At 73.0% G+C, this 26,428-nt stretch carries 31 protein-coding genes; 24 read left to right on the top strand and 7 right to left on the bottom strand.

Going from position 1 to position 26,428, the window contains the following annotated elements; all coding sequences use genetic code 11:
- Positions 1–2: 2 nt before the first annotated feature.
- The 5 genes from CNQ36_RS09205 to CNQ36_RS09185 all read left to right on the top strand — a co-directional run bounded on the left by CNQ36_RS09205 (position 3) and on the right by CNQ36_RS09185 (position 5,081).
- Positions 3–913 (top strand): IS5 family transposase gene (locus CNQ36_RS09205; protein ID WP_206278392.1). Its coding sequence is split into 2 segments (ribosomal slippage): positions 3–351 and positions 351–913, totalling 912 coding nucleotides; the frame shifts between segments, so codons are not numbered across the junction.
- Positions 914–1,108: 195 nt separating this feature from the next.
- Complete coding sequence (locus CNQ36_RS09200) at positions 1,109–2,317, top strand: NYN domain-containing protein (protein ID WP_121545625.1); 1,209 nt, start codon at positions 1,109–1,111, stop codon at positions 2,315–2,317.
- 181 nt (positions 2,318–2,498) lie between these two features.
- The gene (locus CNQ36_RS09195) at positions 2,499–3,473 is read left to right on the top strand and encodes an ABC transporter ATP-binding protein (protein WP_040907436.1); all 975 of its coding nucleotides are present in this window, start codon (positions 2,499–2,501) and stop codon (positions 3,471–3,473) included.
- Positions 3,474–3,559: 86 nt separating this feature from the next.
- A complete protein-coding gene (locus CNQ36_RS09190) occupies positions 3,560–4,381 on the top strand; it encodes an ABC transporter permease (RefSeq protein WP_121548404.1) in 822 nt (273 codons plus the stop codon).
- A 34-nt stretch (positions 4,382–4,415) separates the two neighbouring features.
- A complete protein-coding gene (locus CNQ36_RS09185; RefSeq protein WP_121545624.1) occupies positions 4,416–5,081 on the top strand; it encodes an AAA family ATPase in 666 nt (221 codons plus the stop codon).
- 149 nt (positions 5,082–5,230) lie between these two features.
- On the opposite strand, the gene ybaK is transcribed toward CNQ36_RS09185, so the two are convergent.
- The 5 genes from ybaK to CNQ36_RS09160 all read right to left on the bottom strand — a co-directional run bounded on the left by ybaK (position 5,231) and on the right by CNQ36_RS09160 (position 9,948).
- Positions 5,231–5,749 carry a Cys-tRNA(Pro) deacylase gene (ybaK, locus tag CNQ36_RS09180; RefSeq protein WP_121545623.1) on the bottom strand — a complete coding sequence of 173 codons (519 nt, stop codon included), beginning with the start codon at positions 5,747–5,749 and terminating at the stop codon, positions 5,231–5,233.
- Positions 5,750–5,854: 105 nt separating this feature from the next.
- Positions 5,855–6,265, bottom strand: a complete 411-nt coding sequence (locus CNQ36_RS09175) for a hypothetical protein (RefSeq protein WP_004932411.1) — start codon at positions 6,263–6,265, stop codon at positions 5,855–5,857.
- Between the two features lie 95 nt (positions 6,266–6,360).
- Positions 6,361–7,101 (bottom strand): LON peptidase substrate-binding domain-containing protein, encoded by a 741-nt coding sequence (locus CNQ36_RS09170; RefSeq protein WP_121545622.1) that lies wholly within the window; start codon positions 7,099–7,101, stop codon positions 6,361–6,363.
- A gap of 11 nt (positions 7,102–7,112) precedes the next feature.
- Positions 7,113–8,189 carry a hypothetical protein gene (locus CNQ36_RS09165; RefSeq protein WP_121545621.1) on the bottom strand — a complete coding sequence of 359 codons (1,077 nt, stop codon included), beginning with the start codon at positions 8,187–8,189 and terminating at the stop codon, positions 7,113–7,115.
- 181 nt (positions 8,190–8,370) lie between these two features.
- Complete coding sequence (locus CNQ36_RS09160; protein WP_121545620.1) at positions 8,371–9,948, bottom strand: oxidoreductase; 1,578 nt, start codon at positions 9,946–9,948, stop codon at positions 8,371–8,373.
- 193 nt (positions 9,949–10,141) lie between these two features.
- On the opposite strand from CNQ36_RS09160, the gene hisD reads away from it, so the two are divergent.
- From hisD to hisF, 8 genes are read left to right on the top strand one after another with little or no spacing between them, the layout of a single operon-like run.
- Complete coding sequence (gene hisD / locus CNQ36_RS09155; protein ID WP_186363205.1) at positions 10,142–11,482, top strand: histidinol dehydrogenase; 1,341 nt, start codon at positions 10,142–10,144, stop codon at positions 11,480–11,482.
- Positions 11,479–12,594 (top strand): histidinol-phosphate transaminase, encoded by a 1,116-nt coding sequence (locus CNQ36_RS09150; RefSeq protein WP_121545619.1) that lies wholly within the window; start codon positions 11,479–11,481, stop codon positions 12,592–12,594. The genes hisD and CNQ36_RS09150 overlap by 4 nt, the downstream gene beginning before the upstream one ends.
- Positions 12,591–13,184: an imidazoleglycerol-phosphate dehydratase HisB gene (hisB, locus tag CNQ36_RS09145; RefSeq protein ID WP_121545618.1), complete on the top strand. Its 594-nt coding sequence runs from the start codon at positions 12,591–12,593 to the stop codon at positions 13,182–13,184. The genes CNQ36_RS09150 and hisB overlap by 4 nt, the downstream gene beginning before the upstream one ends.
- 3 nt (positions 13,185–13,187) lie before the next feature.
- Complete coding sequence (locus CNQ36_RS34625; RefSeq protein ID WP_004932424.1) at positions 13,188–13,346, top strand: hypothetical protein; 159 nt, start codon at positions 13,188–13,190, stop codon at positions 13,344–13,346.
- 4 nt (positions 13,347–13,350) lie between these two features.
- Positions 13,351–13,992 carry an imidazole glycerol phosphate synthase subunit HisH gene (hisH, locus tag CNQ36_RS09140; RefSeq protein WP_121545617.1) on the top strand — a complete coding sequence of 214 codons (642 nt, stop codon included), beginning with the start codon at positions 13,351–13,353 and terminating at the stop codon, positions 13,990–13,992.
- Positions 13,993–13,996: 4 nt separating this feature from the next.
- Positions 13,997–14,722, top strand: coding sequence for a bifunctional 1-(5-phosphoribosyl)-5-((5-phosphoribosylamino)methylideneamino)imidazole-4-carboxamide isomerase/phosphoribosylanthranilate isomerase PriA (gene priA, locus CNQ36_RS09135; RefSeq protein WP_121545616.1), 726 nt, complete (start codon positions 13,997–13,999; stop codon positions 14,720–14,722).
- Entirely contained in the window at positions 14,719–15,123 is a 405-nt protein-coding gene (locus CNQ36_RS09130) for a Rid family hydrolase (RefSeq protein ID WP_121545615.1), read from the top strand. Before priA ends, CNQ36_RS09130 begins: the two co-directional genes overlap by 4 nt.
- Positions 15,120–15,875, top strand: a complete 756-nt coding sequence (gene hisF, locus CNQ36_RS09125) for an imidazole glycerol phosphate synthase subunit HisF (protein WP_004932432.1) — start codon at positions 15,120–15,122, stop codon at positions 15,873–15,875. The genes CNQ36_RS09130 and hisF overlap by 4 nt, the downstream gene beginning before the upstream one ends.
- Before the next feature lie 3 nt (positions 15,876–15,878).
- Here the strand turns inward: hisF and CNQ36_RS09120 are convergent, their stop codons facing one another.
- Entirely contained in the window at positions 15,879–16,277 is a 399-nt protein-coding gene (locus CNQ36_RS09120) for a VOC family protein (protein WP_004932433.1), read from the bottom strand.
- Positions 16,278–16,300: 23 nt separating this feature from the next.
- Complete coding sequence (locus CNQ36_RS09115) at positions 16,301–16,936, bottom strand: TIGR03085 family metal-binding protein (protein ID WP_121545614.1); 636 nt, start codon at positions 16,934–16,936, stop codon at positions 16,301–16,303.
- Between the two features lie 75 nt (positions 16,937–17,011).
- Here CNQ36_RS09115 and hisI point away from each other — a divergent pair, with 75 nt between their 5' ends.
- The 11 genes from hisI to lgt all read left to right on the top strand — a co-directional run bounded on the left by hisI (position 17,012) and on the right by lgt (position 26,295).
- Positions 17,012–17,401: a phosphoribosyl-AMP cyclohydrolase gene (gene hisI, locus CNQ36_RS09110; protein WP_121545613.1), complete on the top strand. Its 390-nt coding sequence runs from the start codon at positions 17,012–17,014 to the stop codon at positions 17,399–17,401.
- An 11-nt stretch (positions 17,402–17,412) separates the two neighbouring features.
- The gene (locus tag CNQ36_RS09105; RefSeq protein ID WP_121545612.1) at positions 17,413–18,906 is read left to right on the top strand and encodes an anthranilate synthase component I; all 1,494 of its coding nucleotides are present in this window, start codon (positions 17,413–17,415) and stop codon (positions 18,904–18,906) included.
- A 52-nt stretch (positions 18,907–18,958) separates the two neighbouring features.
- Positions 18,959–19,600 carry a TIGR02234 family membrane protein gene (locus CNQ36_RS09100; protein ID WP_121545611.1) on the top strand — a complete coding sequence of 214 codons (642 nt, stop codon included), beginning with the start codon at positions 18,959–18,961 and terminating at the stop codon, positions 19,598–19,600.
- A 682-nt stretch (positions 19,601–20,282) separates the two neighbouring features.
- Positions 20,283–20,510, top strand: coding sequence for an HGxxPAAW family protein (locus CNQ36_RS09090; protein WP_040907439.1), 228 nt, complete (start codon positions 20,283–20,285; stop codon positions 20,508–20,510).
- A gap of 80 nt (positions 20,511–20,590) precedes the next feature.
- Positions 20,591–21,025 (top strand): DUF2752 domain-containing protein, encoded by a 435-nt coding sequence (locus CNQ36_RS09085; protein WP_176116961.1) that lies wholly within the window; start codon positions 20,591–20,593, stop codon positions 21,023–21,025.
- 120 nt (positions 21,026–21,145) lie between these two features.
- Positions 21,146–21,955 (top strand): indole-3-glycerol phosphate synthase TrpC, encoded by an 810-nt coding sequence (gene trpC / locus CNQ36_RS09080; RefSeq protein WP_121545609.1) that lies wholly within the window; start codon positions 21,146–21,148, stop codon positions 21,953–21,955.
- Between the two features lie 21 nt (positions 21,956–21,976).
- Positions 21,977–22,120 carry a tryptophan biosynthesis modulator TrpM gene (trpM, locus tag CNQ36_RS35820; RefSeq protein WP_106429072.1) on the top strand — a complete coding sequence of 48 codons (144 nt, stop codon included), beginning with the start codon at positions 21,977–21,979 and terminating at the stop codon, positions 22,118–22,120.
- A gap of 133 nt (positions 22,121–22,253) precedes the next feature.
- Positions 22,254–23,540 carry a tryptophan synthase subunit beta gene (gene trpB, locus CNQ36_RS09070; RefSeq protein ID WP_004932447.1) on the top strand — a complete coding sequence of 429 codons (1,287 nt, stop codon included), beginning with the start codon at positions 22,254–22,256 and terminating at the stop codon, positions 23,538–23,540.
- Positions 23,537–24,352, top strand: coding sequence for a tryptophan synthase subunit alpha (trpA, locus tag CNQ36_RS09065; RefSeq protein WP_121545608.1), 816 nt, complete (start codon positions 23,537–23,539; stop codon positions 24,350–24,352). Before trpB ends, trpA begins: the two co-directional genes overlap by 4 nt.
- Before the next feature lie 98 nt (positions 24,353–24,450).
- The gene (locus CNQ36_RS09060) at positions 24,451–25,230 is read left to right on the top strand and encodes a thioredoxin domain-containing protein (protein ID WP_163013222.1); all 780 of its coding nucleotides are present in this window, start codon (positions 24,451–24,453) and stop codon (positions 25,228–25,230) included.
- A 93-nt stretch (positions 25,231–25,323) separates the two neighbouring features.
- Positions 25,324–26,295, top strand: coding sequence for a prolipoprotein diacylglyceryl transferase (gene lgt / locus CNQ36_RS09055; RefSeq protein WP_121545606.1), 972 nt, complete (start codon positions 25,324–25,326; stop codon positions 26,293–26,295).
- The last annotated feature ends 133 nt before the right edge of the window (positions 26,296–26,428 follow it).

Genomic DNA, 26,428 nt, shown 5'->3' with positions numbered 1-26,428 from the left:
TTGTGGTGGGTCGTGGTGAGCTGACGGATTCGGCGTGGGAGCGGATAGCGCCGCTGCTGCCAGGTGTTGACGGGCGAGGGCGTCCGTGGCGGGATCACCGGCAGGTGATCAACGGGGTGTTGTGGCGGTTGCGGACCGGTGCGCCGTGGCGTGACCTGCCGGAACGCTATGGGCCGTGGCAGACGGTCTATGAGCGGTTCGCCCGCTGGGAGGCGGACGGCACCTGGACCCGCCTGCTCGAGCAGGTCCAGGTCCGGGACGACTCCATCGGAACCGTGGAGTGGACGGTTTCGGTCGACTCCACGATCAACCGAGCCCACCAGCACGCCGCCGGAGCCCGCAAAAAGGGGCGGCGGCAGGGGACGAACTGGAAGATCCGGCATGCGCGACGGCTGGCCAGGCGCTCGGCCGGTCCCGCGGTGGGCTGACCACCAAGGTCCATCTCGCCTGCGATGGCCGTGGCCTGCCCCTGGCCGTCGTCGTCACGCCCGGCAACGTCAACGATTCCACCGTGTTTGACGAGGTCATGGACGGCGTGAAGGTGCCCCGGACCGGGGCCGGACGGCCCCGCCGCAGGCCCGACGCGGTCATCGCGGACAAGGCCTACTCGTCCCGGGCGATCCGCCAGTCTCTGCGGCGCAGGGGTATCCGGGCGGTGATCCCGGAGCGGGCGGATCAGAAGGCCAACCGTGTGCGGCGCGGTCAGGCCGGCGGCAGGCCGCCGGCCTTCGACCGAGAGCTTTACAAGGCCCGCAACGTGGTCGAACGCTGCTTCAACCGCCTCAAGCAGTTCCGCGCGATCGCCACCCGCTTCGACAAACTGGCCACCCGCTACAAGGCCGGACTCCACCTTGCGGCACTCATCCTCTGGCTCCGCGAACCCGCCCAAGATCGTTTGTCAGACAGTGCCTAGGGGCCAGGGCCGGGTTCAGATTCACACAGCCCGATAACAGCCGCATGTTGGACAATTACCGTGTGTGACCGGGGTGATCGGGGAGGAAGTGTGGAAACGCCACGCCGAAGATCGAGTTCGGGCCGTTAACCCCGGCGTGGTCGGGCAGACTCGAAGCAAGCCCGAAGCAAACCTCCCGGAAAGAGGGTGGATCGCGTGGACCGCTGCATCGTCCTGGTGGACGCCGGGTATCTGCTGGGGGCCGCCGCCAGTCTCCTCGCCGGGGAGCCCTCGCGGTCCCGCATCACCGTCGACCACGCCGCCCTCATCCAGGGGCTGCGGGAGCGCGCGGAGTCCGACACGCGGCAGCCGCTGCTGCGCATCTACTGGTTCGACGGCGCACCCGACCGCGTCCCGCAGCCCGAGCACCGCAGGCTGCGCGTGATGCCCCGGGTCACCGTCCGGCTCGGCGCGCTGACCCGCAGCGACGGCCGCTGGGCGCAGAAGGGCGTCGACGCGGCGATGCACGCCGAACTGACCGAACTGGCCCGCAACCGCGCCTGCTCCGACATCGTGCTGGTCACCGGGGACGGCGATCTGCTGCCGGGCATGATGGCGGCGAAGGAGCACGGCGTCGCCGTCCACCTGTGGGCCGTGCAGGCCGCCGACGGCGACTACAACCAGTCCGAGGACCTCGTCGCCGAGGCCGACGAACGCCGGGTGCTGGACCGGGCCTGGATCACCCAGGCGGTACGGGCCAAGGAGGTCAGCGGGGTGTGCGCGCCGCCGCCCGTGCCGCGGCCCGAGATCGCCGCGATCCTCTCCGCGCCGCTGCCCGAGGCCGCGCCCGGCACGGCGGCCGAGCGGACCGGACAGGAGCCGCAGCACCCGGCCGCCGCCGCGCACAACGGCACCGCCGAGCGGGCCGCCGCGGCCAAGGGCGTACCCACCCCGAAGGACCTGGCCGCGCTGCGCGGCCCCGGACCGCACCCGCCCCAGCAGCCCGCCTCCGCCACCCTGCGCTGGTCCTCCGACAAGGGCTGGGTCGACCGTCCGGCCGCCGAGCCGCCGGACGCGGCCTCCATGCCGACGCTGGCCCAGCTGACCACGGCGGAGCAGCGGTGGGCGGACCGCGAGGAGGACATCACCACGGTCGGCGGGGACCCCTTCGAGGTGGGACAGGTCTTCGCCCGGCGCTGGGTGGAGCGGCTCGGCGACCAGAGCCACATCCAGAAGCTGTCCGGCATGTACCCCCGCATCCCGCACCGCGTCGACGGCGAGCTGCTGCGCTACGCGGCCCGCTTCGGTCTGCTCGCCCACAAGGACGACCAGATCGACGAGCGGGACCGTTACGCCATCCGGGCGGGCTTCTGGCGCGAGCTCGATCTGCGCACCGGCACGGAACGGGCTCCCGCCGGGGAGTGACGTGCGGTGACATGCGGCGCGTGTCCCGCGCCCGCACGGCCCCGGCCTGTGGGGTTTCGTGCTCGTATGGCGGGATTGCGGGTTCGGGGTGCCCCGGGAACCGGCCGGGGGCCGGGACCCCGTAGGCTCGTCCCTTGTGAATACGCGCGCGGCACAGGGATTCCGGCACGGCGGTGACGTCGTGTGCGCGGTCCGCGGGCTGACCAAGACCTATCCGGCGGTGCGCGGCCGGCGCGGGTCTCCCGCCACGCCCGAGGTGCGGGCCACCGACGACGTGGAACTCGACATCCGGCGCGGTGAGATCTTCGGCCTGCTCGGGCCGAACGGCGCCGGCAAGTCCACCCTCGTGCGCCAGCTGACCGGGCTGATGCGGCCCGACCGCGGCAGTGTGGGCATCCTCGGCCACGACATCGTGCGCCACCCGGAGCGGGCCGCCCGCATCCTCGCCTACCTCGGCCAGGAGTCCAGCGCCCTCGACGAACTGACGGTGTCCCTCGCCGCCGAGACCACCGGCCGGCTGCGCGGGCTCGACGCACGGCGGGCGCGGGCCGAACGGGACGACGTCCTCGACGAACTGGGGCTCGCCCCGATCGCCGGGCGCCCGCTGAAGAAGCTGTCCGGAGGGCAGCGCCGGCTGGCCTGCTTCGCCGCCGCGCTGGTGGGGGAGCGGCCCCTGCTCGTGCTGGACGAGCCCACCACCGGCATGGACCCGGTGGCGCGGCGCGCCGTGTGGTCCGCCGTCGACCGGCGCCGCGCCGAGCGCGGCACGACCGTCCTGCTGGTCACCCACAACGTCATCGAGGCCGAGACCGTCCTCGACCGGGTCGCCGTGCTCGACCGCGGCCGGGTCATCGCCTGCGACAGCCCGGCCGGCCTCAAGGAACGGGTCGCCGGCGAGGTCCGGGTCGACCTGGTGTGGCGCGAGGCCGCCCCCCTGCACGTGCCCGAGGTCGCCGCGCTGCGCGACCGGACCGTCGAGTCGGGCCGCCGCTGGACCCTGCGGCTGGCGCCCGAGGAGGCCCGTACGGTCGTCGCCACCGTCACCGGCGGGGCCGCCTTCGCCGCCCTGGACGACTTCACCCTGACCACGCCCAGCCTGGAGGACGTCTACCTGGCGCTGGGCGGCGCCGTGCGACAGGGACTGGTGAAGGCGTGAGCACACGGGCCGCGTCATCCGTACGGAACAGGGCGACCGCCGCAGTGGATCCGGGCGATCCGCCGAGCGAAGGGAAGCAGCACGACGTGAGTGTCGTACCCGCCGATGTCGTGCCGGGCGGCGTCCTGGCCGCGGACGAGGCAGCGCCGGAACCGGCCGCGCTCGGCCCCCGGGCGCGGCTGCGGCCTTCGCTGGGAGCCGTGTACCGGGCGCAGCTGTCGCGGGCCCGGGTCGCGCGGATCCCGCTGCTGTTCGTGGCGACCTTCCAGTCGGTCGGGATCATGATCCTGATGCGCGGGGTCGTCGACGGCGGCGGCGAGGCGCAGGCCGTGGTCGCCGGCTCGGCCGTCCTGGTCGTCGCCTTCGTCGCGCTGAACCTGCTCGCCCAGTACTTCGGGCAGCTGCGGGCCAGCGGCGGGCTCGACCACTACGCGACCCTGCCGGTGCCCCCGGCCGCGGTGGTGCTGGGCGCGGCGGGCGCGTACGCGTCGTTCACCGTGCCGGGGACCGTGGTGACCGCCGTCTTCGGATGCGTGCTGTTCGGGCTGCCGCTCGCGAACCTGTGGATCCTGGTCGCGGTGATCCCGCTCGCGGGCGCCGCGCTCGCCGGGCTCGGAGCGGCCCTCGGCCTGCTCGCGCCCCGGCCGGAACTGGCCACCCTGCTGGGCCAGCTCGGCATGTCCGCCGCGCTGCTGCTGGGCGTGCTGCCGCCCGAGCGGATGCCGGAGGCGGTGCGCCTGGCCCGGGACCTGCTGCCGTCGACGTACGGTGTCGAGGCCTTCGCACGGACCTTCGGGGCGCACCCCGACTGGCCCCGGGTGGTCGCCGACCTCGCGGTGTGCGGGGTCGTCGGCGGCATCTCGCTGGCCGTGGCGGCCTGGGCGTACCGCAGGGCTGCCGTCCGGTGACGCGCCGCACAGCCGGGCCTGGCACGATAACGGGGTGAGCGCACCTCTGACACCACCACCGTCCCCGCACGAGCAGGCGGCCGCCGCGTATCCGCACGGGAAGGCCGGCGACGCCGCGTACCCAGGACACGGCGGGTGGCACGAGAAGGACGGCCCCGGGATGAAGACGGAGATGCGGGAGGCCGCCGTGACCGCGGTGGCGGTGGCGCTCGGCGGCGTACTGCTCGGAGTGCTGTGGTGGTGGCTGGCGCCGCGCGTGCCCCTGGTGGGCGACGTGGTCGGCGACAACTGGGTCGTCTTCCTCAAGGACTCCGAGGGGGAGCAGGGCATCGGGGTGGACGGGACGTTCACGCTGCTGTCGCTGGCGTTCGGGGCGGTGAGCGCGCTGGTGGTGTTCCTGGTGCGGCGGCGTGGTGGTGTGCCGCTGGTGGTGGCGCTGGCGGCCGGCGGGCTGCTGGGGTCGGTACTGGCGTGGCGGCTGGGGGTGTGGCTCGGGCCCGCGCAGGATGTCGTCGCGCAGGCGAGGAGTGCGGGTAAGGGGGTCACCTTCGACGCGCCGTTGCGGCTGAGTGCGAAGGGGGCGTTGCTGGCGTGGCCGTTCGCGGCGCTGGTGGTGCATCTGGGGCTGACGGGGTTGTTCGGGCCGCGGGATCCGGAGCAGTTGCCGCCGCTGGAGCCGTACGTTTCGCACGGGGCATAGGTTTCTGGGGGCCCCGGCGTTGGTGGGATGCCGCGTGCTGGTGCTGGCCGGGGGTGGGTCGCGCAGCCCGGCGTTTGCGGGGTGCCGTCGCGCCCACCCGTGCCGCCCTGCGGCACGATTGCCCGCGGCGTGCGGAGAGCGGAGGGCGGTCAGGGGCGGGCGATGGGGGCCAGGGTGGCTTGGGTGAGGGTGGTCAGGGCGTGGGGGGAGAGTTCCACCTCCAGGCCGCGGCGGCCGGCCGAGACGCAGATCGTGTCGTGCCCGGTGGCCGACTCGTCCAGGACCGTCGGCAGCCTCTTGCGCTGACCGAGCGGTGAGATGCCGCCGCGGACGTACCCCGTGGTGCGCTCCGCCAGCGCCGGGTCGGCCATCGCGGCCCGCTTGCCGCCCGCCGCCGCCGCGAGGGCCTTCAGGTTCAGTTGCCCCGCCACCGGGACCACCGCCACCGTCAGCGCGCCGTCGACGTCCGCCACCAGCGTCTTGAAGACCCGCTCGGGTGAGACCCCCATCGCCTCGGCCGCCTCCTCGCCGTAGGACGGGTGGGAGGGGTCGTGGTCGTAGGAGTGCACCGTGAAGGCCACCCCGGCCGCGGTGAGCGCCACCGTCGCGGGCGTCCCCCCGCGTTGCCCGGCTTCTTCCCGCTGCTGCTTCTTCGACTTCTTCGCCACCCGCCACATCCTCCCAGACCGGCCCCGACGGCAGGCGGCCGCCTCCGACCGGAACGGTGTCCGGCGGAGGCGGCCGCGGATGCTATCGCCGGGTGCCGCCCGGGATCAGCAGGTCGCCCAGGGGGTCTCGAAGGTTCCCTGGCCGGAGACCTTGATCAGACCCTTGTAGTCACGGGTGCACGGGTAGCTCATGGTCCACGTGCTGTTTGCCCGCTCGTTCACGCTGATGCTCTTGGTCGAGCCCCAGGTCGTGGTGCCGGCGGAGTTGCGGAATCCCAGGTTCGCCGAGATCGTCGAGCCGCCCGTCTTCGTGTAGAAGACCGAGATGCTGCTGGGGTCGACGTTCAGCGAGATGCAGAGCTGGCCGTTGCTCAGGCTCGTGCACTCGACTCTGGCCTGGATGCCCGTGTCCGTGGCCGGGGCGGGGTTGCCCGTGGACGCGTGCGCGGGGGCGATCATCAGTGCGGAACCCGCCGCGGTGGCCGCGGCGACGGTCAGTATGCTGCGAAGGTTCATGACGGTTGTACCTCCTGCATTCGCGTGATCAGGACCATGATCATGGCCGCAGTGATCTTAGGCAGGAGGCCATCGCCGGCCCCATCGGTTTCGCGTCAATTCTGGCTGGTGGGACCCCTTGTCAGATCCGCCGCGGGCAGCGACGGCAGGTGCCGGATGATGGCCGTCTCGGTGCGCAGCAGCTTCAGCTCGTCCCGGAGCCGGGACGCCGTGTCCGGCGCCTGGAGCAGACGCTGCTTCGTGGGGGTGTCCAGCATCATCGCGGCGGCGACCAGGTAGGAGACGACACCCGGCTCGTCCGGCAGGTCCGCGCCGGTCGCCAGCGTCCGCTCGCGCGCCCCCGCCAGCCGCTTCTGGTACTGGCGGAAGGACCGCAGCACCCCCTCCGCCAGCGCGCCCGCCTCGTCGCCGGGGTCCTCCTCCAGCGTCTCCGCCTCGGCCGTCAGATACGGGCCGGAGGCGTCCACGGACAGCAGCCGCACGCGGGTCGTGCCGGTCGCCAGCACCTCGAAGGTGCCGTCGGCCCGCTCCCGGATCGTCGCCGCGTCGGCCACACAGGCCACCTTGTGGAAGGTGCGGAGCGGATCGGCGCCGAAGCCGGCCGACGGGCCGCGTTCGGGCACCGTGGTCGGGTCGGGCAGGCCGGGCGAGCTCGGCGCCACCTCGTACCCGTCGCGGATCGCCACGACGGCGAACCGGCGCGGCTCGTCCTCCGGGGTCTTCAGCAGCTCGCGCATCATGGCGCGATAGCGCTCCTCGAAGACGTTGAGCGGGAGCACGAGCCCCGGGAACAGCACCGTGTTCAGGGGGAAGAGCGGAAGCCGGACGGTCGTCACGATCCAAGAGCCTAATGGTCGCCGAAGCGGAGTCGTCCGCCCTGCTCACTCCCCGGCCGTCCGGCGTCCGCCGGCCGGGCGCCGGATCCCGGCGCGGGCGCCCCGGACGCGACCGCCGTGGACACCAGCTGACGCACCTCGAGGAACCGTCCGAGCGGATCGTCCGCGTCCCGGTCCCAGGGGAAGGACGTGGCGTACGGGCCGGTCAGGCGCAGCTGCTCCAGGGCGTCCCGCCAGCGTTCCAGACGGACCAGCACGTAGACGAGCAGGTTGCGCGGCTCGGCCGCCCGCGGCCGGCCCGCCGGGAGCCGGGCGGACAGGGCGACGGCCCGGTCGGCCGCCGCCTCCAGCCGCTCGCGGGGCACCTCCGGACCGCACGGGTCGGTGAGGTAGCCGAAGGCGGCCCGCAGCGGCAGCGTCCGGGTCAGCGAGTCCTCCGGCGCGTCCTGCGCCGCCAGGTCCGCGAAGTCGAAGCACTCGCGGTGCGAACCGTGCCACGACGACGCCAGATAGCGCAGGGCCGCCACATGGCACCCGTGGTGGTGCGGGGCGCGCCGGACCGCCGCCTCCCACAGCTCCTCGACGTACGTGTGCCCGGTGCGCGCGCCGCGGGCGTGGTCCAGGGCGAGCCGCCAGGGCACCGGGTCGCGGTTGTCCGCGCGGGCGGCGGCCGTGATCAGCGGGCTCACGTCGCGCAGCAGCTCGGCCCGGGCCGGCGAGTCCCAGGCGCGGTCCACCGCCCGCTGGGCGTCCAGCAGCAGCCCGTCGGGATCGTGCGGGTCACGGGAGCGCCAGGTGTCCAGCCACTCGGGGCGGGAGCGCGCGAAGGCGGCCAGCCGGCGTACGTACCGGTCGCGGTCGTCCCAGGCGCGGGTGTGCCGGGTGGCGGCGAGCAGCGCGACGACGGGCGCGTGGTCTCCCGCCGCGGCACCGACCAGCGCCGCGCCCAGCGGATCGCAGGGCGCGTCGAGCAGTACCTCGTCGTCGGCGGGCAGCACGACGGGCACGGGGGCCGCGGCGCCCGTGCTCTTTCCTCGCACCCGGGACGCACGGGTGAACGCGGGCAGCAGAGCCATGGTGTCGACCATTGAAAGACCGCAGGTCACAGCGGCGCCAGAGCTGACACGCAAGTCATGGAAGGTTGTACGGGGTTCGGTCAAGGCCATGCAAAGAGCGGAGCGTTCCCCACCTCGCGCGACCCCCGCGCGGCCCTCTGCGCCCCATCGGCCACATAGGTCACAGAGGCGTTCCGCGCATGCCCGCGCCCGCCTACGTACGCCGCAGGGTCCGGGTCGCGCCCGCCGCCACCGTCGTCGCCAGGATCCAGCCCAGCAGGATGAACGCGGCCGACAGCCACTGCCAGCCGCCGCGCAGCTGCCAGAACCCCACCTGACCCAGGTCGATCACGGGCAGCAGCAGGTCCAGGGCGAAGAGGGCCGGGTTCCAGGCGGGGTGCTCACCGCTCTTCAGCGGCGGATGATCGCCACGCGCGAAGGCCAGCGACCCGGCGGCCCACAGCACCGCCATCCACACCGCGGCCCGCCCCGGACGGTATCCGTAGGCGACCGTCCAGTCCTGTGCGTAACCCCACAGCTTGGCCGCCACCGGCAGGCTCTCGCGGCGGCGGCGCTGCTTGGCGAGCAGCACCTCACGGGCGTCCTCGTCCTCCCCGCCCTCCCGCAGCACGGCCGCCAGCCGCTCGTACGGCTCCGGGTTGTACTCGGCGCTCGCCGCGTCCACCCAGCGCAGCCGCAGCGCCAGCGGGAACGGCCCGCGCGGCACCAGGTTCTCGTAGGCGAAGCCGCCCATGTGCAGCCGGCCGGGGCCCGGCCAGCTGTCGGCCCTGTCCATCAGGTTCACCACCCGGGCCCCCGACAGCACCACCCGGCCGCGGGCCGGCCGCTCCCCGAGGAAGCGCAGCTCCGGCGTCTGCACCCGGCGCAGCGACAGCTCCTGCTCGTCGGTGAACGTGAACCGGGCGCCCTCGAAGTCGACCGCGTCCCCGAACCGCCCGTCGTCCAGCCGCACCCCGCCCTCGCACTCGAAGCGCCGGATCCGCGTCCCGCGGGCCGGCGTCATCCCGCTGCGCGCCTGGGCGCCCACCCCCGCCGGGGTCAGATACAGCGAGCGTTCCACGGTCAGCTGCGGCGCGTTCAGCGCGAGCCGGGTGTACGGGTTGACCAGCCGGGCGCCGCGCAGGCTCAGCGACACGCCTATGGTCGCGCCGCGCAGGCTCAGCTCGCCGTACGACTCCAGCATCTCCGCCTGCAGGTCCTGGCCGACGTTCATGCCGTCGGCCGCCAGCGAGCGGCCGCTGCGGTCCCGGTGCACGACCGCCTGGTTGAGCATCAGATCGGTGCCGATCCGCGCGTCGGTGAGCCGTATGCCGCCCGGGAACCGGCAGCGCGGCAGATGCAGATCGCCCTCGGTGTGCAGCCGCGCCGCCTCCAGCCGGGGTATCGAGCAGTCCACCATCCGCACGGTCGTGAAGCGGGCCTCCGGCAGCAGCACGTCCCGCTCGAAGCGGCAGGCGCGCATCTCCACGTACGGCACCACGATGCCGCCCGCGAGGTCCAGCGCGCCGCTGATCTGCACCCCGGCCAGCTTCAGCGACGAGACCCGGCCGGCCAGGGCCGGCGGACCGTCCAGCAGCAGCCAGCACACGACACGGGCCCGGACCGTCCGCTCGGGACCCCACGGATGCCCTCCGTGCGGATCGTCGACCACCGTGTCCCCGCTGCTCAGGTCGTACACGGTGCCGTTGCGGAAGGCCTGCCACATCCCGGCCTCCGGGGCGGTCAGGTGCTCCGGCGGCCCTGCGCCGCCCGGTCCCACCCGCTCGGTCACGGAACTCCCCTCCTCCTCACCTACTCGTCGGTTCGTCCCTTCGTACAACCGGTGATGCCCGGTGCGGTGACAGGTTGAACACGGAAAGTGAGGTGGATCTCGAATATGTGCGCGGACCGTTACCGTGAGGGGTCCGTATCAGCCACTGGAACGCGCGGACGGCTCACGGCGCGGGTCTGAGAGAATTGGGTACGTGCTGCAACATTCCTTCCTGGCCCGAATCGATCTGCGCGGCGACGCCCTCCCCGAGGGCCCCGCCCTGCGCGACTTGCTGCCCCGAGCCGACTTCGACGTGGCGGCCGCCCTGGAGAAGGTGCGGCCCATCTGCGAGGACGTGCATCATCGCGGCGACGCGGCGCTGATCGACTTCGCCGAGCGGTTCGACGGCGTCAGGCTCGACCGGGTGCGGGTCCCGGCCGCAGCCCTCGGCCGCGCCCTGGAGGAACTGGACCCGGCCGTGCGCGCGGCCCTGGAGGAGTCCATCCGGCGCGCCCGGCTGGTCCACCGCGCGCAGCGCCGCGACACGCACACCACCCAGGTCGTGCCCGGCGGCACGGTCACCGAGAAGTGGGTCCCGGTCGACCGCGTGGGCCTCTACGCGCCCGGCGGGCGGTCCGTCTACCCGTCCTCCGTGATCATGAACGTGGTGCCCGCCCAGGAGGCCGGCGTCCCGTCCCTCGCGCTCGCCTCCCCGGCCCAGGCCGACTTCGGCGGGCTGCCGCACCCCACCATCCTCGCGGCCTGCGCCCTGCTCGGCGTCGACGAGGTCTACGCGGCCGGCGGCGCCACCGCCGTCGCGATGTTCGCGTACGGCACCGAGTCCTGCCCGCCGGCCAACATGGTCACCGGCCCCGGCAACATCTGGGTCGCCGCCGCCAAGCGCTACTTCACCGGACGCATCGGCATCGACGCCGAGGCCGGCCCCACCGAGATCGCGATCCTCGCGGACTCCACGGCCGACCCGGTGCACGTCGCCTCCGACCTGATCAGCCAGGCCGAGCACGACCCGCTGGCCGCCGCCGTCCTGGTCACCGACTCCGGCGACCTCGCGGACGCGGTGGAGAAGGAACTGCAGACGCAGGTCGCCGCCACCCGGCACATCGACGACCGGATCGTCCCGGCGCTCAAGGGCCACCAGTCCGCCATCGTCCTGGTCGACGGCGTCGACGAGGGCCTGCGCGTCGTCGACGCCTACGGCGCGGAGCACCTGGAGATCCAGACCGCGGACGCCGCCGCCGTCGCCGGCCGGGTGCGCAACGCGGGCGCGGTCTTCGTCGGACCCTGGTCGCCCGTCTCCCTCGGCGACTACGCGGCCGGCTCCAACCACGTGCTGCCCACCGGCGGCTGCGCCTGTCACTCCTCGGGCCTGTCCGTCCAGTCCTTCCTGCGCGGCATCCACATCGTCGACTACACCGAGGACGCGCTGGCCGAGGTCGCGCACCACGTGGTGACGCTGGCGGAGGCGGAGGACCTGCCCGCGCACGGCGCGGCGATCAAGGCGAGGTTCGGGTGGAAGGTGCCTGAGAACAAGTGAGCTTCGGAATCGACGACCTCCCCGTACGGGACGAGCTGCGCGGCAAGTCCCCCTACGGCGCGCCCCAGCTGGACGTCCCCGTACGGCTGAACACCAACGAGAACCCCTACCCGCTGCCCGAGCCGCTGGTCGAGCGGATCGCCGAGCGGGTCCGTGAGGCCGCCCGGCAGCTCAACCGCTACCCCGACCGGGACGCGGTCGAGCTGCGCACCCGGCTGGCCGAGTACCTGACGAAGACCGCCGGACACCCGGTCGGCGTGGAGAACGTGTGGGCCGCCAACGGCTCCAACGAGGTCATCCAGCAGCTGCTGCAGACCTTCGGCGGGCCCGGCCGCACCGCGATCGGCTTCGAGCCGTCGTACTCGATGCACGCCCTCATCGCGCGCGGCACCGGCACCGGCTGGATCTCCGGCCCGCGCCACGAGGACTTCACCGTCGACGTGCCCGCCGCCGAGAAGGCGATCGCCGAGCACCGCCCCGACGTCGTCTTCGTCACCACCCCCAACAACCCCACCGGCAACGCGGTCCCGGCCGAGGCGGTGCTCGCCCTGTACGAGGCCGCGCAGGCGGCGAAGCCGTCGATGGTGATCGTGGACGAGGCCTACGTCGAGTTCAGCCACGGCGCCTCGCTGCTGCCGCTCCTCGAGGGCCGGCCGAACCTCGTCGTCTCCCGCACCATGTCGAAGGCGTTCGGCGCGGCCGGCCTGCGCCTGGGCTACCTCGCCGCGCACCCGGCCGTCGTCGACGCCGTCCAGCTCGTCCGGCTGCCGTACCACCTGTCCGCGGTCACCCAGGCGACCGCGCTGGCCGCCCTGGAGCACACGGACACGCTGCTGGGCTACGTCGAGCAGCTGAAGACCGAGCGGGACCGGCTGGTCGCCGGACTGCGTGACCTCGGCTACGAGGTCACCGAGTCCGACGCGAACTTCGTCCAGTTCGGCAGGTTCGAGGACTCCCACGCCGTCTGGCGGAAGATCCTCGACCGGGGCGTCCTGGTCCGGGACAACGGCGTACCGGGATGGCTGCGGGTCACCGCGGGCACCCCGGCCGAGAACGACGCGTTCCTGGACGCGGCACGTGATCTGAAGAAGGAACAGGAGCAGAGCGCATGACCCGCGTAGGACGAGTGGAACGCACCACCAAGGAGACGTCCGTCCTCGTCGAGATCGACCTCGACGGCACCGGAAGGACCGAGATCTCCACCGGGGTCGGCTTCTACGACCACATGCTCGACCAGCTCGGCCGGCACGGTCTGTTCGACCTGACCGTGAAGACCGAGGGCGACCTGCACATCGACTCCCACCACACCATCGAGGACACCGCCCTCGCGCTCGGCGCCGCCTTCAGGCAGGCGCTCGGCGACAAGGTGGGCATCTACCGCTTCGGCAACTGCACGGTCCCGCTGGACGATTCCCTCGCCCAGGTCACCGTCGACCTCTCCGGCCGCCCCTACCTCGTGCACACCGAGCCCGAGAAGATGGCGCCGATGATCGGCGAGTACGACACCACGATGACCCGGCACATCCTGGAGTCCTTCGTCGCCCAGGCCCAGGTCGCGCTGCACGTGCACGTGCCCTACGGGCGCAACGCGCACCACATCGTGGAGTGCCAGTTCAAGGCCCTCGCCCGCGCCCTGCGCTACGCGTCCGAGCGCGACCCGCGCGCGGCCGGCATCCTGCCTTCCACGAAGGGCGCGCTGTAAGCCATGAACGGTCTGTCCACCGTCCTGATCGTCGTCGGTCTCTTCTTCGTCGGCGGGATCATCTCCTTCGCCAAGCAGAAGATGCCCACCAGCCTGATCGTGCTGCTGTCGATCGGCGCCGTGATGTGTCTCGGCGCCGGACTCCTGCGACTGGAGGTGTGAGCGGGTGAGCACCACCCGGAAGGTCGTCGTCTTCGACTACGGCTTCGGCAACGTCCGCTCCGCCGAGCGCGCGCTCGCCCGCGCAGGGGCCGACGTCGAGATCACCCGTGACTTCGACCGCGCCATGAACGCCGACGGACTGCTGGTCCCCGGCGTCGGTGCCTTCGCCGCCTGCATGAAGGGGCTCAAGGAGGCGCGCGGCGACTGGATCGTCGACCGCCGGCTCTCCGGCGGCCGCCCGGTGATGGGCATCTGCGTCGGCATGCAGATCCTCTTCGCGCGGGGCATCGAGCACGGCGTCGAGACCGAGGGCCTCGACGAGTGGCCCGGCTCGGTCGAGCCGCTCCAGGCCGACATCGTGCCCCACATGGGCTGGAACACCGTGGACGCCCCGGCGGGCTCCGAGCTGTTCGCCGGCCTCGACGCGGACGCCCGCTTCTACTTCGTGCACTCCTACGCCGTCCACGACTGGAGCCTGCAGACCACGAACCCGGCGATGCGCGCCCCGCTGGTCACCTGGTCCACGCACGGCGAGCCCTTCGTCGCGGCCGTGGAGAACGGCGCCCTGTGGGCCACCCAGTTCCACCCCGAGAAGTCCGGCGACGCCGGCGCCCAGCTCCTCACCAACTGGATCGGAACCCTGTAGAGACATGGCCAAGCTCGAACTCCTGCCCGCCGTCGACGTCCGCGACGGCCAGGCCGTCCGCCTGGTGCACGGCGAGTCCGGGACGGAAACCTCGTACGGCTCCCCGCTGGAGGCCGCCCTCGCCTGGCAGCGCTCCGGCGCCGAGTGGCTGCACCTGGTGGACCTGGACGCCGCCTTCGGCACCGGCGACAACCGCGCGCTGATCGCCGAGGTCGCCGGGGCGATGGACATCAAGGTCGAGCTGTCCGGCGGCATCCGCGACGACGACACCCTCGCCGCCGCCCTCGCCACCGGCTGCACCCGCGTCAACCTCGGCACCGCCGCCCTGGAGACCCCCGAGTGGGTCGCCAAGGTCATCGCCGAGCACGGCGACAAGATCGCCGTCGGCCTCGACGTGCGCGGCACCACCCTGCGCGGACGCGGCTGGACCCGCGACGGCGGCGACCTCTACGAGACGCTGGACCGCCTCAACAAGGAGGGCTGCTCCCGCTACGTCGTCACCGACATCGCCAAGGACGGCACCCTCCAGGGTCCCAACCTGGAGCTGCTGAGGAACGTCTGCGCCGCCACCGACCGCCCGGTGGTCGCCTCCGGCGGCGTCTCCTCCCTGGACGACCTGCGTGCCATCGCCGCGCTGGTGCCGCTCGGTGTCGAGGGCTCCATCGTCGGGAAGGCGCTGTACGCCGAGGCGTTCACCCTGGAAGAGGCTCTGGAGGCTGTGTCCCGATGACGAGCGATGCCGTGCGGCGCGTGCAGAGCACGAACCCCTGGGAGGAGTCGTTCGGCTTCGCGCGCGCCGTGGCGGCGGGCGACCGCGTCCTGGTGGCGGGCACGACCTCGTTCCGGGGCGACGTGCTGTACGGCGAGGGCGACCCGTACGAGCAGGCCAAGGTGGCCTTCGCCGGCGCGCTGGAGGCGATCGCCGAGTTCGGGCTCGGCATCGAGTCCGTGATCCGCACCCGCGTCCACCTCGCCCACGCGCGGGACGTGGACGCGGCCGGACGCGCCCACAAGGAACTGTTCGACGCCGTGCGCCCGGTCACCACCCTGCTGGTGGTCGAGGGCTTCGTCGACTCGCGCGTACTGGTCTCAGTGGAACTGGAAGCATTCAGAGGAGCCGTGAATTCATGACTCTGGCGGTCCGAGTCATCCCCTGCCTGGACGTGGACGGCGGCCGGGTCGTCAAGGGCGTCAACTTCCAGAACCTGCGCGACGCGGGCGACCCCGTCGAGATGGCCAAGGTGTACGACGCCGAGGGCGCCGACGAGCTGACGTTCCTGGACATCACCGCCTCGTCGGGCAACCGCGAGACGACCTACGACGTGGTGCGCCGCACCGCCGAGCAGGTCTTCATCCCGCTCACGGTGGGCGGCGGCGTCCGCACCGCGGAGGACGTGGACAAGCTGCTCCGCGCGGGCGCCGACAAGGTGGGCGTCAACACGGCGGCCATCGCCCGGCCCGAACTCATCCGTGAGATCGCCGAACGCTTCGGCCGGCAGGTCCTGGTCCTCTCGGTCGACGCCCGGCGCACGGACTCCGGCACCTTCGAGGTCACCACGCACGGCGGCCGCCGCGGCACCGGCATCGACGCCGTCGAGTGGGCGCACCGGGCCGCCGAGCTGGGCGCCGGGGAGATCCTGCTCAACTCCATGGACGCCGACGGCACCAAGGACGGCTACGACCTCGAGATGATCGCCGCCGTCCGCAAGCACGTCAGCGTCCCGGTGATCGCCTCCGGCGGCGCCGGAAGGCTCGACGACTTCCCGCCCGCGGTCGCCGCCGGCGCGGACGCCGTGCTGGCCGCGTCCGTCTTCCACTTCGGGGACCTGCGCATCGGCCAGGTCAAGGAGACCCTGCGGGGCGCCGGTCACCCGGTGCGGTGAGGCTCAGCCGGCCGGCTGGGCCAGCTGGATCAGATTGCCGACCGTGTCGTCCAGCAGGGCGGTGACCACCGGACCCTGCTCCTCCGGGTCCTGCACGAAGTGGACGCCCTCCCCGCGGAGCCGTTCGTACTCCGCGCGGAGGTCGTCCACGGAGAACACGATGGCGGGCAGCCCCGCCTCGCGCACCGCCCTGCGGTACGGCTCCGCGATGGGGCCCTGACCCGGCTCCAGGAGCAGCTCCAGGTCCCGCTGGGCGCCCTCCCGCGCGCCCACCGTGACGAACAGCGTGCCGCCGCCCAGATCCATGTGCGTGCGGGTCTCGAAGCCGAGGACATCGGTGTAGAAGGCGTGCGCCTTCGCCACGTCGTCGACGTACACGCTGGTCATGGCCACCTTGATCACGAGCTGCGCCTTTCGGGTCCGGTTCAGATGCCGAGCTGCTTGGTCTCGCGCAGTTTCGCGATCGCGTCCTCGTCGCCGTCCAGCCCGACCTTGGCGGCGCTCTGCCGGCCGTACGCGAACAGCACCAGCTCGGACGGCTCGCCGGTCACCGTGACCACCGGGGCCCCGCGGTGCGCCACCGCCGTCTGCCCGTCCGGACGGCGCAGCACCAGACCGGTCGGCACCCCGCGGCCCATCAGCCGCGCGGAACGCTCCAGCCGCGACCACAGGGCGTCCTGGAACACCGGGTCGAGTTCCCGCGGGGTCCAGTCGGGCTGCGCGCGGCGCACGTCCTCCGTGTGGACGTAGAACTCCACGATGTTCGACAGCTCGTCCACCTGCTTGAGCGAAAAGGGTGAGAAGCGCGGCGGGCCCGTCCGGATCAGCTGGATCAGCTCCTCGTACGGCTTGGCGGCGAACTCCGCCATCACCCGCTCCAGACGCCCCGCCAGCTGCTTGACCAGCATGCCGCCGGCGGCGTCGGGGCGGCGCTCGCGCACCACCACATGGGCGGCGAGGTCCCGGGTCGTCCAGCCCTCGCACAGAGTCGGGGCCTCCGGGCCCGCCGTCTCCAGCAGATCGGCCAGGAGAAGTCGTTCACGCTTGGCATGGGTCGACATGCACGCCAGCCTACGGCGGGACGGAGGGTCCGCCCAGTGGACGGCCGCGCGGGACGGGCGCCCCCGCGCGGCACAATGGTCGGCATGACCAGCACGCCCCGGCCCAGCAACCTAGACCCGGAGATCGCCGCGCGGCTCAAGCGCAGCCCCGACGGCCTCCTGCCCGCCATCGCCCAGCAGTACGACACCGGAGAGGTGCTGATGCTGGGCTGGATGGACGACGAGGCCCTGCATCGCACGCTGACCACCGGCCGCTGCACCTACTGGTCGCGCAGCCGCCAGGAGTACTGGGTCAAGGGGGACACCTCCGGGCACGTCCAGTGGGTCAAATCCGTCGCCCTGGACTGCGACGCCGACACCGTGCTCGTCAAGGTCGACCAGGTGGGCGCCGCCTGCCACACCGGCGACCGCACCTGCTTCGACGCCGACGTGCTGGTGGCGGACGCCCCCGCCCCGGGTCAGTAGGGTCTGCCGCCATGGACCTCGAGACGTTCCGCAAGCTCGCCACCGACCGCCGGGTCGTCCCCGTCACCCGCAAGCTCCTCGCCGACGGCGACACCCCGGTCGCCCTCTACCGCAAACTCGCCGCCGAGCGCCCGGGCACGTTCCTCCTCGAGTCCGCGGAGAACGGCCGCTCCTGGTCCCGCTACTCCTTCGTCGGCGTCCGCTCCGCCGCCACCCTCACCGAGCGCGCCGGACAGGCCCACTGGGAGGGCTCCCCGCCCGTCGGCGTCCCCGTGGACGGCGATCCGCTCGCCGCGCTGCGCGCCACCCTGCAGGCACTGCACACCCCCCGCGACCTCGCCCACGACCTGGGCCTTCCTCCCTTCACCGGCGGCATGGTCGGCTACCTCGGCTACGACATCGTGCGCCGTCTGGAGAAGGTCGGGCCCGGAGAGCGCGACGACCTCGGGCTGCCCGAGCTGACCATGCTGCTCACCAGCGACCTCGCCGTCATGGACCACTGGGAGGGGGCCGTCTGGCTGATCGCCAACGCGATCAACCACAACGACCTGGAGACCGGCGTCGACGAGGCGTACGCCGACGCCGTGGCCCGCCTCGACGCCATGGAGGCCGACCTCACCCGCGCGGTGGCCCAGCCGCCCGCCGTGCTGCCGCCCTCCGAGCTGCCCGACTACACCGCGCTGTGGGGCGGCCCCGACTTCCGGCGGGCCGTGGAGGACATCAAGGAGCGCATCCGCGCGGGGGAGGCCTTCCAGGTCGTCCCCTCCCAGCGGTTCGAGACACCGTGCACGGCGAGCGCCCTGGACGTCTACCGGGTGCTGCGGGCCACCAACCCGTCCCCGTACATGTACCTGTTCCGCTTCGACGGCTTCGACGTCGTCGGCTCGTCCCCCGAGGCACTGGTGAAGGTCGAGGACGGGCGGGCCATGGTCCACCCCATCGCCGGCACCCGGCACCGGGGCGCCACCCCGCAGGAGGACCAGGCGCTCGGCGACGAACTGCTCGCCGACCCCAAGGAGCGGGCCGAGCACCTGATGCTCGTCGACCTCGGGCGCAACGACCTCGGGCGGGTCTGCGAACCCGGCTCGGTGGAGGTCGTCGACTTCATGTCGCTCGAGCGGTACTCGCACGTGATGCACATCGTCTCGACGGTCACCGGGCGGGTCACCGCCGGGCGCACCGCGTTCGACGTGCTCACCGCCTGCTTCCCGGCCGGCACGCTCTCCGGCGCCCCCAAGCCGCGCGCCCTGCAGATCATCGACGAACTCGAACCGTCCCGGCGCGGGCTGTACGGCGGCTGCGTCGGCTACCTCGACTTCGCCGGCGACTCCGACACGGCGATCGCGATCCGTACCGCGCTGCTGCGGGACGGCACCGCGTACGTGCAGGCCGGAGCGGGGATCGTGGCCGATTCCGACCCGGTCGCGGAGGACACCGAGTGCCGCAACAAGGCGGCGGCGGTGCTGCGCGCGGTACACACCGCGAACAGGCTGGGAACGGTCTGAGACGGTCCGAAAGCGAACCCCGGGTGTCGGTTCGCCCGGGGTTCACGCGATAGTGGATGACGTGACTGCTGTACCCACCCCCCGTTCCGAGACCGCCGGGCCCGCCCGCAGCGGCCGCCGCAGCCTCGCCGTCGCCCTGCTGAGCGGTGCCCTGGGCGCGGCCGTGGCCCTGCTCGCCACCCGGCAGGAGTGGTCGCAGGGCACCGCTTCGGTGGCCGGCGGCACGTTTCCGCTGACCGCCAACGGGAGTGATGTCACGGGTGTGCCCGCCGCGCTGGCCGTGGTCGGGCTGGCGGCGCTGGTCGCGGTGTTCGCGGTGCGCGGAGCCGGACGGCTCGTCGTCGCGGCGCTGCTCGCGCTGTCGGGGGCGGGGACCGTCGTGGCGGCGGTGCTCGGCGCGACGGACAGCTCGGCGCTGGACGAGAAGGCGGCGGAGGTGTCCGGGGACACGTCCGCGGCGGTGGGCGCGCTCAGCCACACGCCCTGGCCGTACGTGGCGGCGGCGGGCGGTGCGCTGTTGCTGCTGGCGGGTCTGCTGGCGCTGCGGTACGGACGGCTCTGGCCGGCGATGTCCGGGCGCTACGAGCGGAACGGTGCGGTGCGGCCGCGCCGGAGGCCGGCACGGGTGGATCCCGACCGCCCGGAGGACCTCTGGAAGGCCCTGGACCGCGGCGAGGACCCAACCGGCGCATAACCGCTGGCCGCACAGCCACGCAGCCCGCGACCGCGCCGCCCGCAGCTGCGCAGCCCGCGACCGCGCCGCCGTAGCTGACGCGCAGCCCGCAATCGCGCTGCCCGTAGCTGTGCTGCCCGCAATCGCGCTGCCCGTAGCTGCTGCGCAGCCCGCAACCGTGCCGCCCGTAGCTGCGGGCAGTCGTGCCGCTGGGGCGGCACGGGTGGGCGCAGCGGCACCCCGCAGGCGCCGGGCTGCGCCCCCACCCCCCGGCCCGCTGCAGCATCCGTTCACCCATCGGCCCCCTGGGTTCAGCTGACCCGGGGCCAATTCGCGCAACCCGGCGCCAACGGGGTGCCGTCGCGCCCACCCGTGCCGCCCAGCGGCACGACTGCCCGCGGAGAGCGGCGGCACGACTGGCCGCGGAGGGCGGCGGCACGACTGGCCGCGGAGGGCGGCGGCACGACTGGCCGCGGAGAGCGTTGGCTTGGCTGCCCGTGAGGGCGACGGTGCGTGTTGGGCGGCGGCTTGGCTGCTCGTGAGGGCGATTGCGGGTGGAGGGCGGTGGTCTGGCTGCCTGGGGGTGTCACGGCGGGGCGGGGAGGGGACTCGGGTGGTACCCCCGGTCCGCCGGGGCGGGCGGGTGCGGGACAATGGGACGGAGCGTCTGCTCAGACACGTACACAGCAACGAGGAGCAAGCAATGGCGGGCAGCAGCCACGGTCACACCCCGGCCGCCTGGACCGGTGTCATCATCGCCTTCATCGGTTTCTGCGTCGCGGGGGCGTTCATGGTGATGGACCAGCCGGCGGGCTTCTGGGCCGGCATGGGCGTCGTGCTCCTCGGCGGCGTCGTCGGTGTCGTCATGCGTTCGATGGGCATGGGCCAGCCGAAGCGCGACCACACCGTGCCGGCCCACGCCGAGGGCTGAGCGCCGGGGAACACTCCGCACAGGGGCGGGTCAGGCACGGGACGGTGCCGGAACCGCCCCTGAGCCGCGTCCGGGGCACAATGCAGAGCGTGAACGCCACCAGCCCCCGCGTGACCCCGGGCAGGGCGGCCCGGCTGGCCGTCCCCGCCGGGCTGCTCGCCGCCGTCGCCGGAGCCTTCGCCTACGTCGGGGCCGTCGACCCCAACGAGCCCGGCCACTACCCCGCCTGCCCGCTGCTGCGCCTCACCGGCCTGTACTGCCCCGGCTGCGGCGGACTGCGCAGCGCGCACGCCGTCGTCCACGGCGACCTGCCGGCCGCCCTCCAGGCCAACGCGCCCGCCGTCCTCGGCTACGCCGTCTTCGCCGTGCTGTGGACCGTCTGGGTGGTCCGCGCGGTGCGCGGCAGGCCGCTGCGGATCGATCCGCCGCCCGCGCTGGTGTGGTCCCTGGGAGGGCTGCTGCTGGCCTTCACGGTTGTCCGGAACCTGCCGTTCGGTGGCTGGCTGCACCCTTGATCGACAGGCGGGCGTCCAGGTAGTGGGACCGCCGCGGGCCTGGATGCGAGGCATACGCCCCGCTGCGGATACCATCGCAGTGACCACCGAAGACCGATCGCAAGGAAGGGGGCCGCTCGCGTGAGTGTGCTCGACGAGATCATCGACGGAGTCCGTGCCGACCTCGCGGAGCGGCAGGCGCGCGTCAGCCTCGACGAGCTCAAGGAGCGCGCGGCGAAGGCTCCCGCGGCCAAGGACGGCGTGGCCGCCCTGCGCGGCGACGGCGTCAAGGTGATCTGCGAGGTCAAGCGCTCCAGCCCGTCCAAGGGCGCGCTGGCCGCGATCGCCGACCCCGCCGGACTCGCCGCCGACTACGAGGCGGGTGGCGCGGCCGTCATCTCCGTTCTCACCGAACAGCGCCGCTTCGGCGGCTCGCTGGCCGACCTGGAGGCGGTCCGCGCGCGCGTCGACATCCCCGTGCTGCGCAAGGACTTCATCGTCACCTCGTACCAGCTCTGGGAGGCCCGCGCGTACGGCGCCGACCTCGCGCTGCTGATCGTCGCGGCCCTCGACCAGCCGGCCCTGGAGTCGCTGATCGAGCGCGCCTCCTCCATCGGCCTCACCCCGCTCGTCGAGGTGCACGACGAGGACGAGGTCGAACGCGCGGTCGACGCGGGCGCCAAGGTCATCGGCATCAACGCGCGCAACCTCAAGACGCTGGCGGTCGACCGGGGCACGTTCGAGCGGGTCGCCCCCGAGGTCCCGGCGCACATCGTCCGGGTCGCCGAGTCCGGTGTCCGCGGCCCGCACGACCTCATCGCCTACGCCAACGCCGGCGCGGACGCCGTCCTGGTGGGCGAGTCCCTGGTCACCGGCAAGGACCCGAAGACGGCCGTCTCCGACCTGGTGGCGGCCGGCGAACACCCCGCACTCCGCCACGGCCGCGGCTGACCCACCGGTAGGCTGACCCCGATGACCCTCTCCCGCCTCGCACGTGGCTGCCGCCCCCGCGGCTGCCGCGCGCCCGCCCGCAGGGTGCACGGCCGCAGGGTCCGCTACGTGATCGGCGACGAACCGGGCCAAGTGAACGGCCGGCGATGGCAGCGCGCCCCATAGGGGCGCGGGGCTGTGCTGAATATGCGACTCCGTCGCGTGAGCGCGACAAGCCACAACGGGCCCGCAGAGGCCCGAAGACCCCCGCCCCCACGGCGATAGGTGCACGACAACACACCCACCGTGAGGTTCACGCATGCCCAGCAACTTCTTCATCCCCGACCCAGAGGGTCACGTCCCCGACGCCGCGGGCTACTTCGGCGCCTTCGGCGGCAAGTTCATCCCCGAGGCCCTGGTGGCGGCGGTCGACGAGGTCGCCGTCGAGTACGACAAGGCCAAGTCCGACCCCGAGTTCGCCCGCGAACTCGACGACCTCCTGGTCAACTACACCGGCCGTCCGTCGGCGCTCACCGAGGTCCCCCGATTCGCCGCCGAGGCGGGCGGCGCGAGGATCTTCCTCAAGCGCGAGGACCTGAACCACACCGGCTCGCACAAGATCAACAACGTCCTCGGCCAGGCCCTGCTCACCAGGCGGATGGGCAAGACCCGCGTCATCGCCGAGACCGGCGCCGGCCAGCACGGCGTGGCCACCGCCACCGCCTGCGCCCTCTTCGGCCTCGACTGCACGATCTACATGGGCGAGATCGACACCCGGCGCCAGGCCCTCAACGTGGCCCGGATGCGCATGCTCGGGGCCGAGGTCATCGCCGTGAAGTCCGGCAGCCGCACCCTGAAGGACGCCATCAACGAGGCGTTCCGCGACTGGGTCGCCAACGTCGACCGCACGCACTACCTCTTCGGCACCGTCGCGGGCCCCCACCCCTTCCCGGCGATGGTGCGCGACTTCCACCGCGTGATCGGCGTCGAGGCCCGCCGCCAGCTCCTGGAGCGCGCCGGACGCCTCCCCGACGCCGCCATCGCCTGTGTCGGCGGCGGCTCCAACGCCATCGGCCTCTTCCACGCCTTCATCCCGGACACGGACGTACGCCTCATCGGCTGCGAGCCCGCCGGGCACGGCATCGAGAGCGGCGAGCACGCGGCCACCCTCACCGCCGGCGAGCCCGGCATCCTGCACGGCTCCCGTTCGTACGTCCTCCAGGACGACGAGGGGCAGATCACCGAGCCGTACTCCATCTCGGCCGGTCTGGACTACCCGGGCATCGGACCCGAGCACGCCCACCTCAAGGACAGCGGCCGCGGTGAGTACCGCGCGGTCACCGACGACGCCGCCATGCAGGCCCTGCGCCTGCTGTCGCGCACCGAGGGCATCATCCCGGCCATCGAGAGCGCCCACGCCCTGGCGGGCGCCCTGGAGGTCGGCAGGGAGCTCGGCGAGGACGGGCTGATCGTCGTCAACCTGTCGGGCCGCGGCGACAAGGACATGGACACCGCCGCCCGCTACTTCGGGCTGTACGACACCGACGCCGAGGTCGCCGCCGACGAGGCCGGCGGCGCCGCCGAGATCGAGGGGGACGCCAAGTGAGCGGGAACGTGCGGCTGCTGGACGAGACCCTCGCCGCGGCGAAGTCCGAGGGCCGCGCCGCCCTCATCGCCTACCTCCCGGCCGGGTTCCCGACCGTGGACGGCGGCATCGAGGCGGTCAAGGCCGCCCTGGACGGCGGCGCCGACGTCGTCGAGGTGGGCCTGCCGCACAGCGACCCGGTCCTCGACGGCCCCGTCATCCAGACGGCCGACGACATCGCCCTGCGCGGCGGGGTGAGGATCGCGGACGTCATGCGCACGGTCCGGGAGGCGCACGCGGCCACCGGCAAGCCGGTCCTCGTCATGACCTACTGGAACCCCATCGACCGCTACGGCGTCGAGCGGTTCACCGCCGAGCTCGCCGAGGCGGGCGGCGCCGGGTGCATCCTGCCCGACCTGCCCGTGCAGGAGTCGGCGCTGTGGCGGGAGCACGCCGAGAAGCACGGGCTCGCCACGGTCTTCGTGGTCGCGCCCAGCAGCAAGGACGAGCGGCTCGCCGAGATCACGGCGGCGGGCAGCGGCTTCGTCTACGCCGCCTCCCTCATGGGCGTCACCGGCACCCGTGAGTCGGTCGGCGCACAGGCCGAGGACCTGGTGCGGCGCACCCGCGCCACCACCTCCCTCCCGGTCTGCGTGGGGATCGGCGTCTCCACCCCCGCCCAGGCCGCCGAGGTGGCCCGCTTCGCCGACGGTGTGATCGTCGGCTCGGCCTTCGTCAAGCGGATGCTGGACGCCTCCGACGACGCGGCCGGCGTCGAGGCGGTCCGGGCGCTCGCCGGTGACCTGGCCGGGGGCGTACGCCGACGGGCCTGACCGTCCGCGGATTCCGCAGGTAGTCATACGGGTCCCTCGTACGGGTGGACCTGGGACCGGGGAGGCGCTGTGCGCCTCCCCGGTTCGTTCTGCGGGGTGTGAGCGAGAAGAACCGTGACGGAAAGCGCACCGCCCGGGAGCGGCTGGCGGTCGAGCGCGAGAAGCAGAAGGCCGCGGACAAGCGCCGCCGGGCCCTGATCGTGGGCGCGAGCGTGGTCTGCGTCCTGGGGCTCGCGGCGGTGATCGGAGTCGTCGCCGCCAACTCCGGCGGGGACGACGAGAGCGACTCGGCCGGCCCGGTCGTGGCGCCGTCGGGCGCCCTCGGCAAGGACGGCACCGCCATCCCCGTCGGGAAACCGGACGCCAAGGCCACCCTCACGGTGTGGGAGGACTTCCGCTGCCCGGCCTGCAAGTCCTTCGAGCAGACCTACCGCCCCACCATCCACGAGCTGACCGACGCCGGGCAGCTGAAGGTGGAGTACCACCTGGTCACACTGATCGACAACGGCCTGGGCGGCACCGGCTCCCGCAACGCGGCCAACGCGGCGGCGTGCGCCCAGGACGCCGGGAAGTTCGCCGCCTACCACGACGTGCTGTTCCGCAGCCAGCCGATGGAGAGCGACGACGCCTACGCGGACAACGCCAAGCTGATCGACCTGGCCGGGAAGGTCGACGGGCTCGACACCCCCGCCTTCCGCACCTGCGTCGAGGACGGCACGCACAACAGCTGGGTCGCCAAGTCGCACCAGGCCTTCCAGAAGGGCGGCTTCAACGGCACCCCGACCGTCCTGTTCGAGGGCAAGAACATCTACCAGGACCGCTCGATGACGCCCGCGAAGTTCAAGCAGATGGTCGAGGAGGCCAACAAGGGACAGTGACGCGCCGGGGAGACCGTCCGGCGGTCCTGTTATGGAGCCGTAGCCGGTCCGCTTGCCGTGTGGCCGGTCCGGCACGGTAGCGTCGACCCTGCCATGGAACTTGCCTACATTCCCAGCCCGTCGAGCGGGGTGCTGTACCTCGGCCCCGTTCCGCTGCGCGGCTACGCGTTCTGCATCATCATCGGCGTCTTCGTTGCCGTCTGGCTCGGCAACAAGCGCTGGGTCGCCCGGGGCGGGCGGGCCGGCACGGTGGCCGACATCGCTGTCTGGGCCGTCCCCTTCGGCCTGCTCGGCGGCCGGCTCTACCACGTGATCACGGACTACCAGCTGTACTTCAGCGAGGGCCGTGACTGGGTGGACGCCTTCAAGATCTGGGAGGGCGGCCTCGGCATCTGGGGCGCGATCGCCTTCGGCGCGCTGGGCGCGTGGATCGGCTGCCGGCGCCGGGGCGTGCCACTGCCCGCCTACGCCGACGCCGTCGCCCCGGGCATCGCCTTCGCCCAGGCGATCGGACGCTGGGGCAACTGGTTCAACCAGGAGCTGTACGGACGGTCCACCGATGTGCCGTGGGCGGTGGAGATCACCTCCTCCGGCGACGGGCGGGTGCCGGGCACCTACCACCCGACGTTCCTGTACGAGTCGCTGTGGTGCATCGGCGTGGCGCTGCTGGTGATCTGGGCGGACCGGCGGTTCAAGCTCGGACACGGGCGGGCGTTCGCGCTGTACGTGGCCGCGTACTGCGCGGGGCGGTTCTGGATCGAGTACATGCGGGTCGACGAGGCGCACCACATCCTCGGGCTGCGGCTGAACAACTGGACGTCGATCCTGGTGTTCCTGCTGGCGGTGCTGTACATCGTGGTCTCGGCGCGGAAGCGGCCGGGGCGGGAGGAAGTGGTCGAGCCTGCGGCTGCCGAGGCTGCCGAGGCTGCCGAGGCGGAGGCGGGGGAGAAGGACGCTCCTTCGGTGGAGGAGGGCGCCTCCGGGGCCGAGGGTGACTCGGACTCCGACGACTCCTCGGGCTCCGAGGGGGCCAAGGACGGGGCCGGGTCCGCCAAGAAGAGCTGAGCTGTTCGTAGTACTGCGCCGAGGGCGTCCGGGGTTTTCCGGGCGCCCTCGGTCTGTGCTGCCGGGGGGTGTCGCGCGGCCCGGCGCTTGCGGGGTGCCGTCGCGCCCACCCGTGCCGCCCTGCGGCACGATT

The sequence above is a fragment of the Streptomyces fungicidicus genome (assembly GCF_003665435.1).
In the GTDB taxonomy this organism is placed as follows: domain Bacteria; phylum Actinomycetota; class Actinomycetes; order Streptomycetales; family Streptomycetaceae; genus Streptomyces; species Streptomyces fungicidicus.
This window is presented reverse-complemented; position numbering and strand designations above follow the sequence as displayed.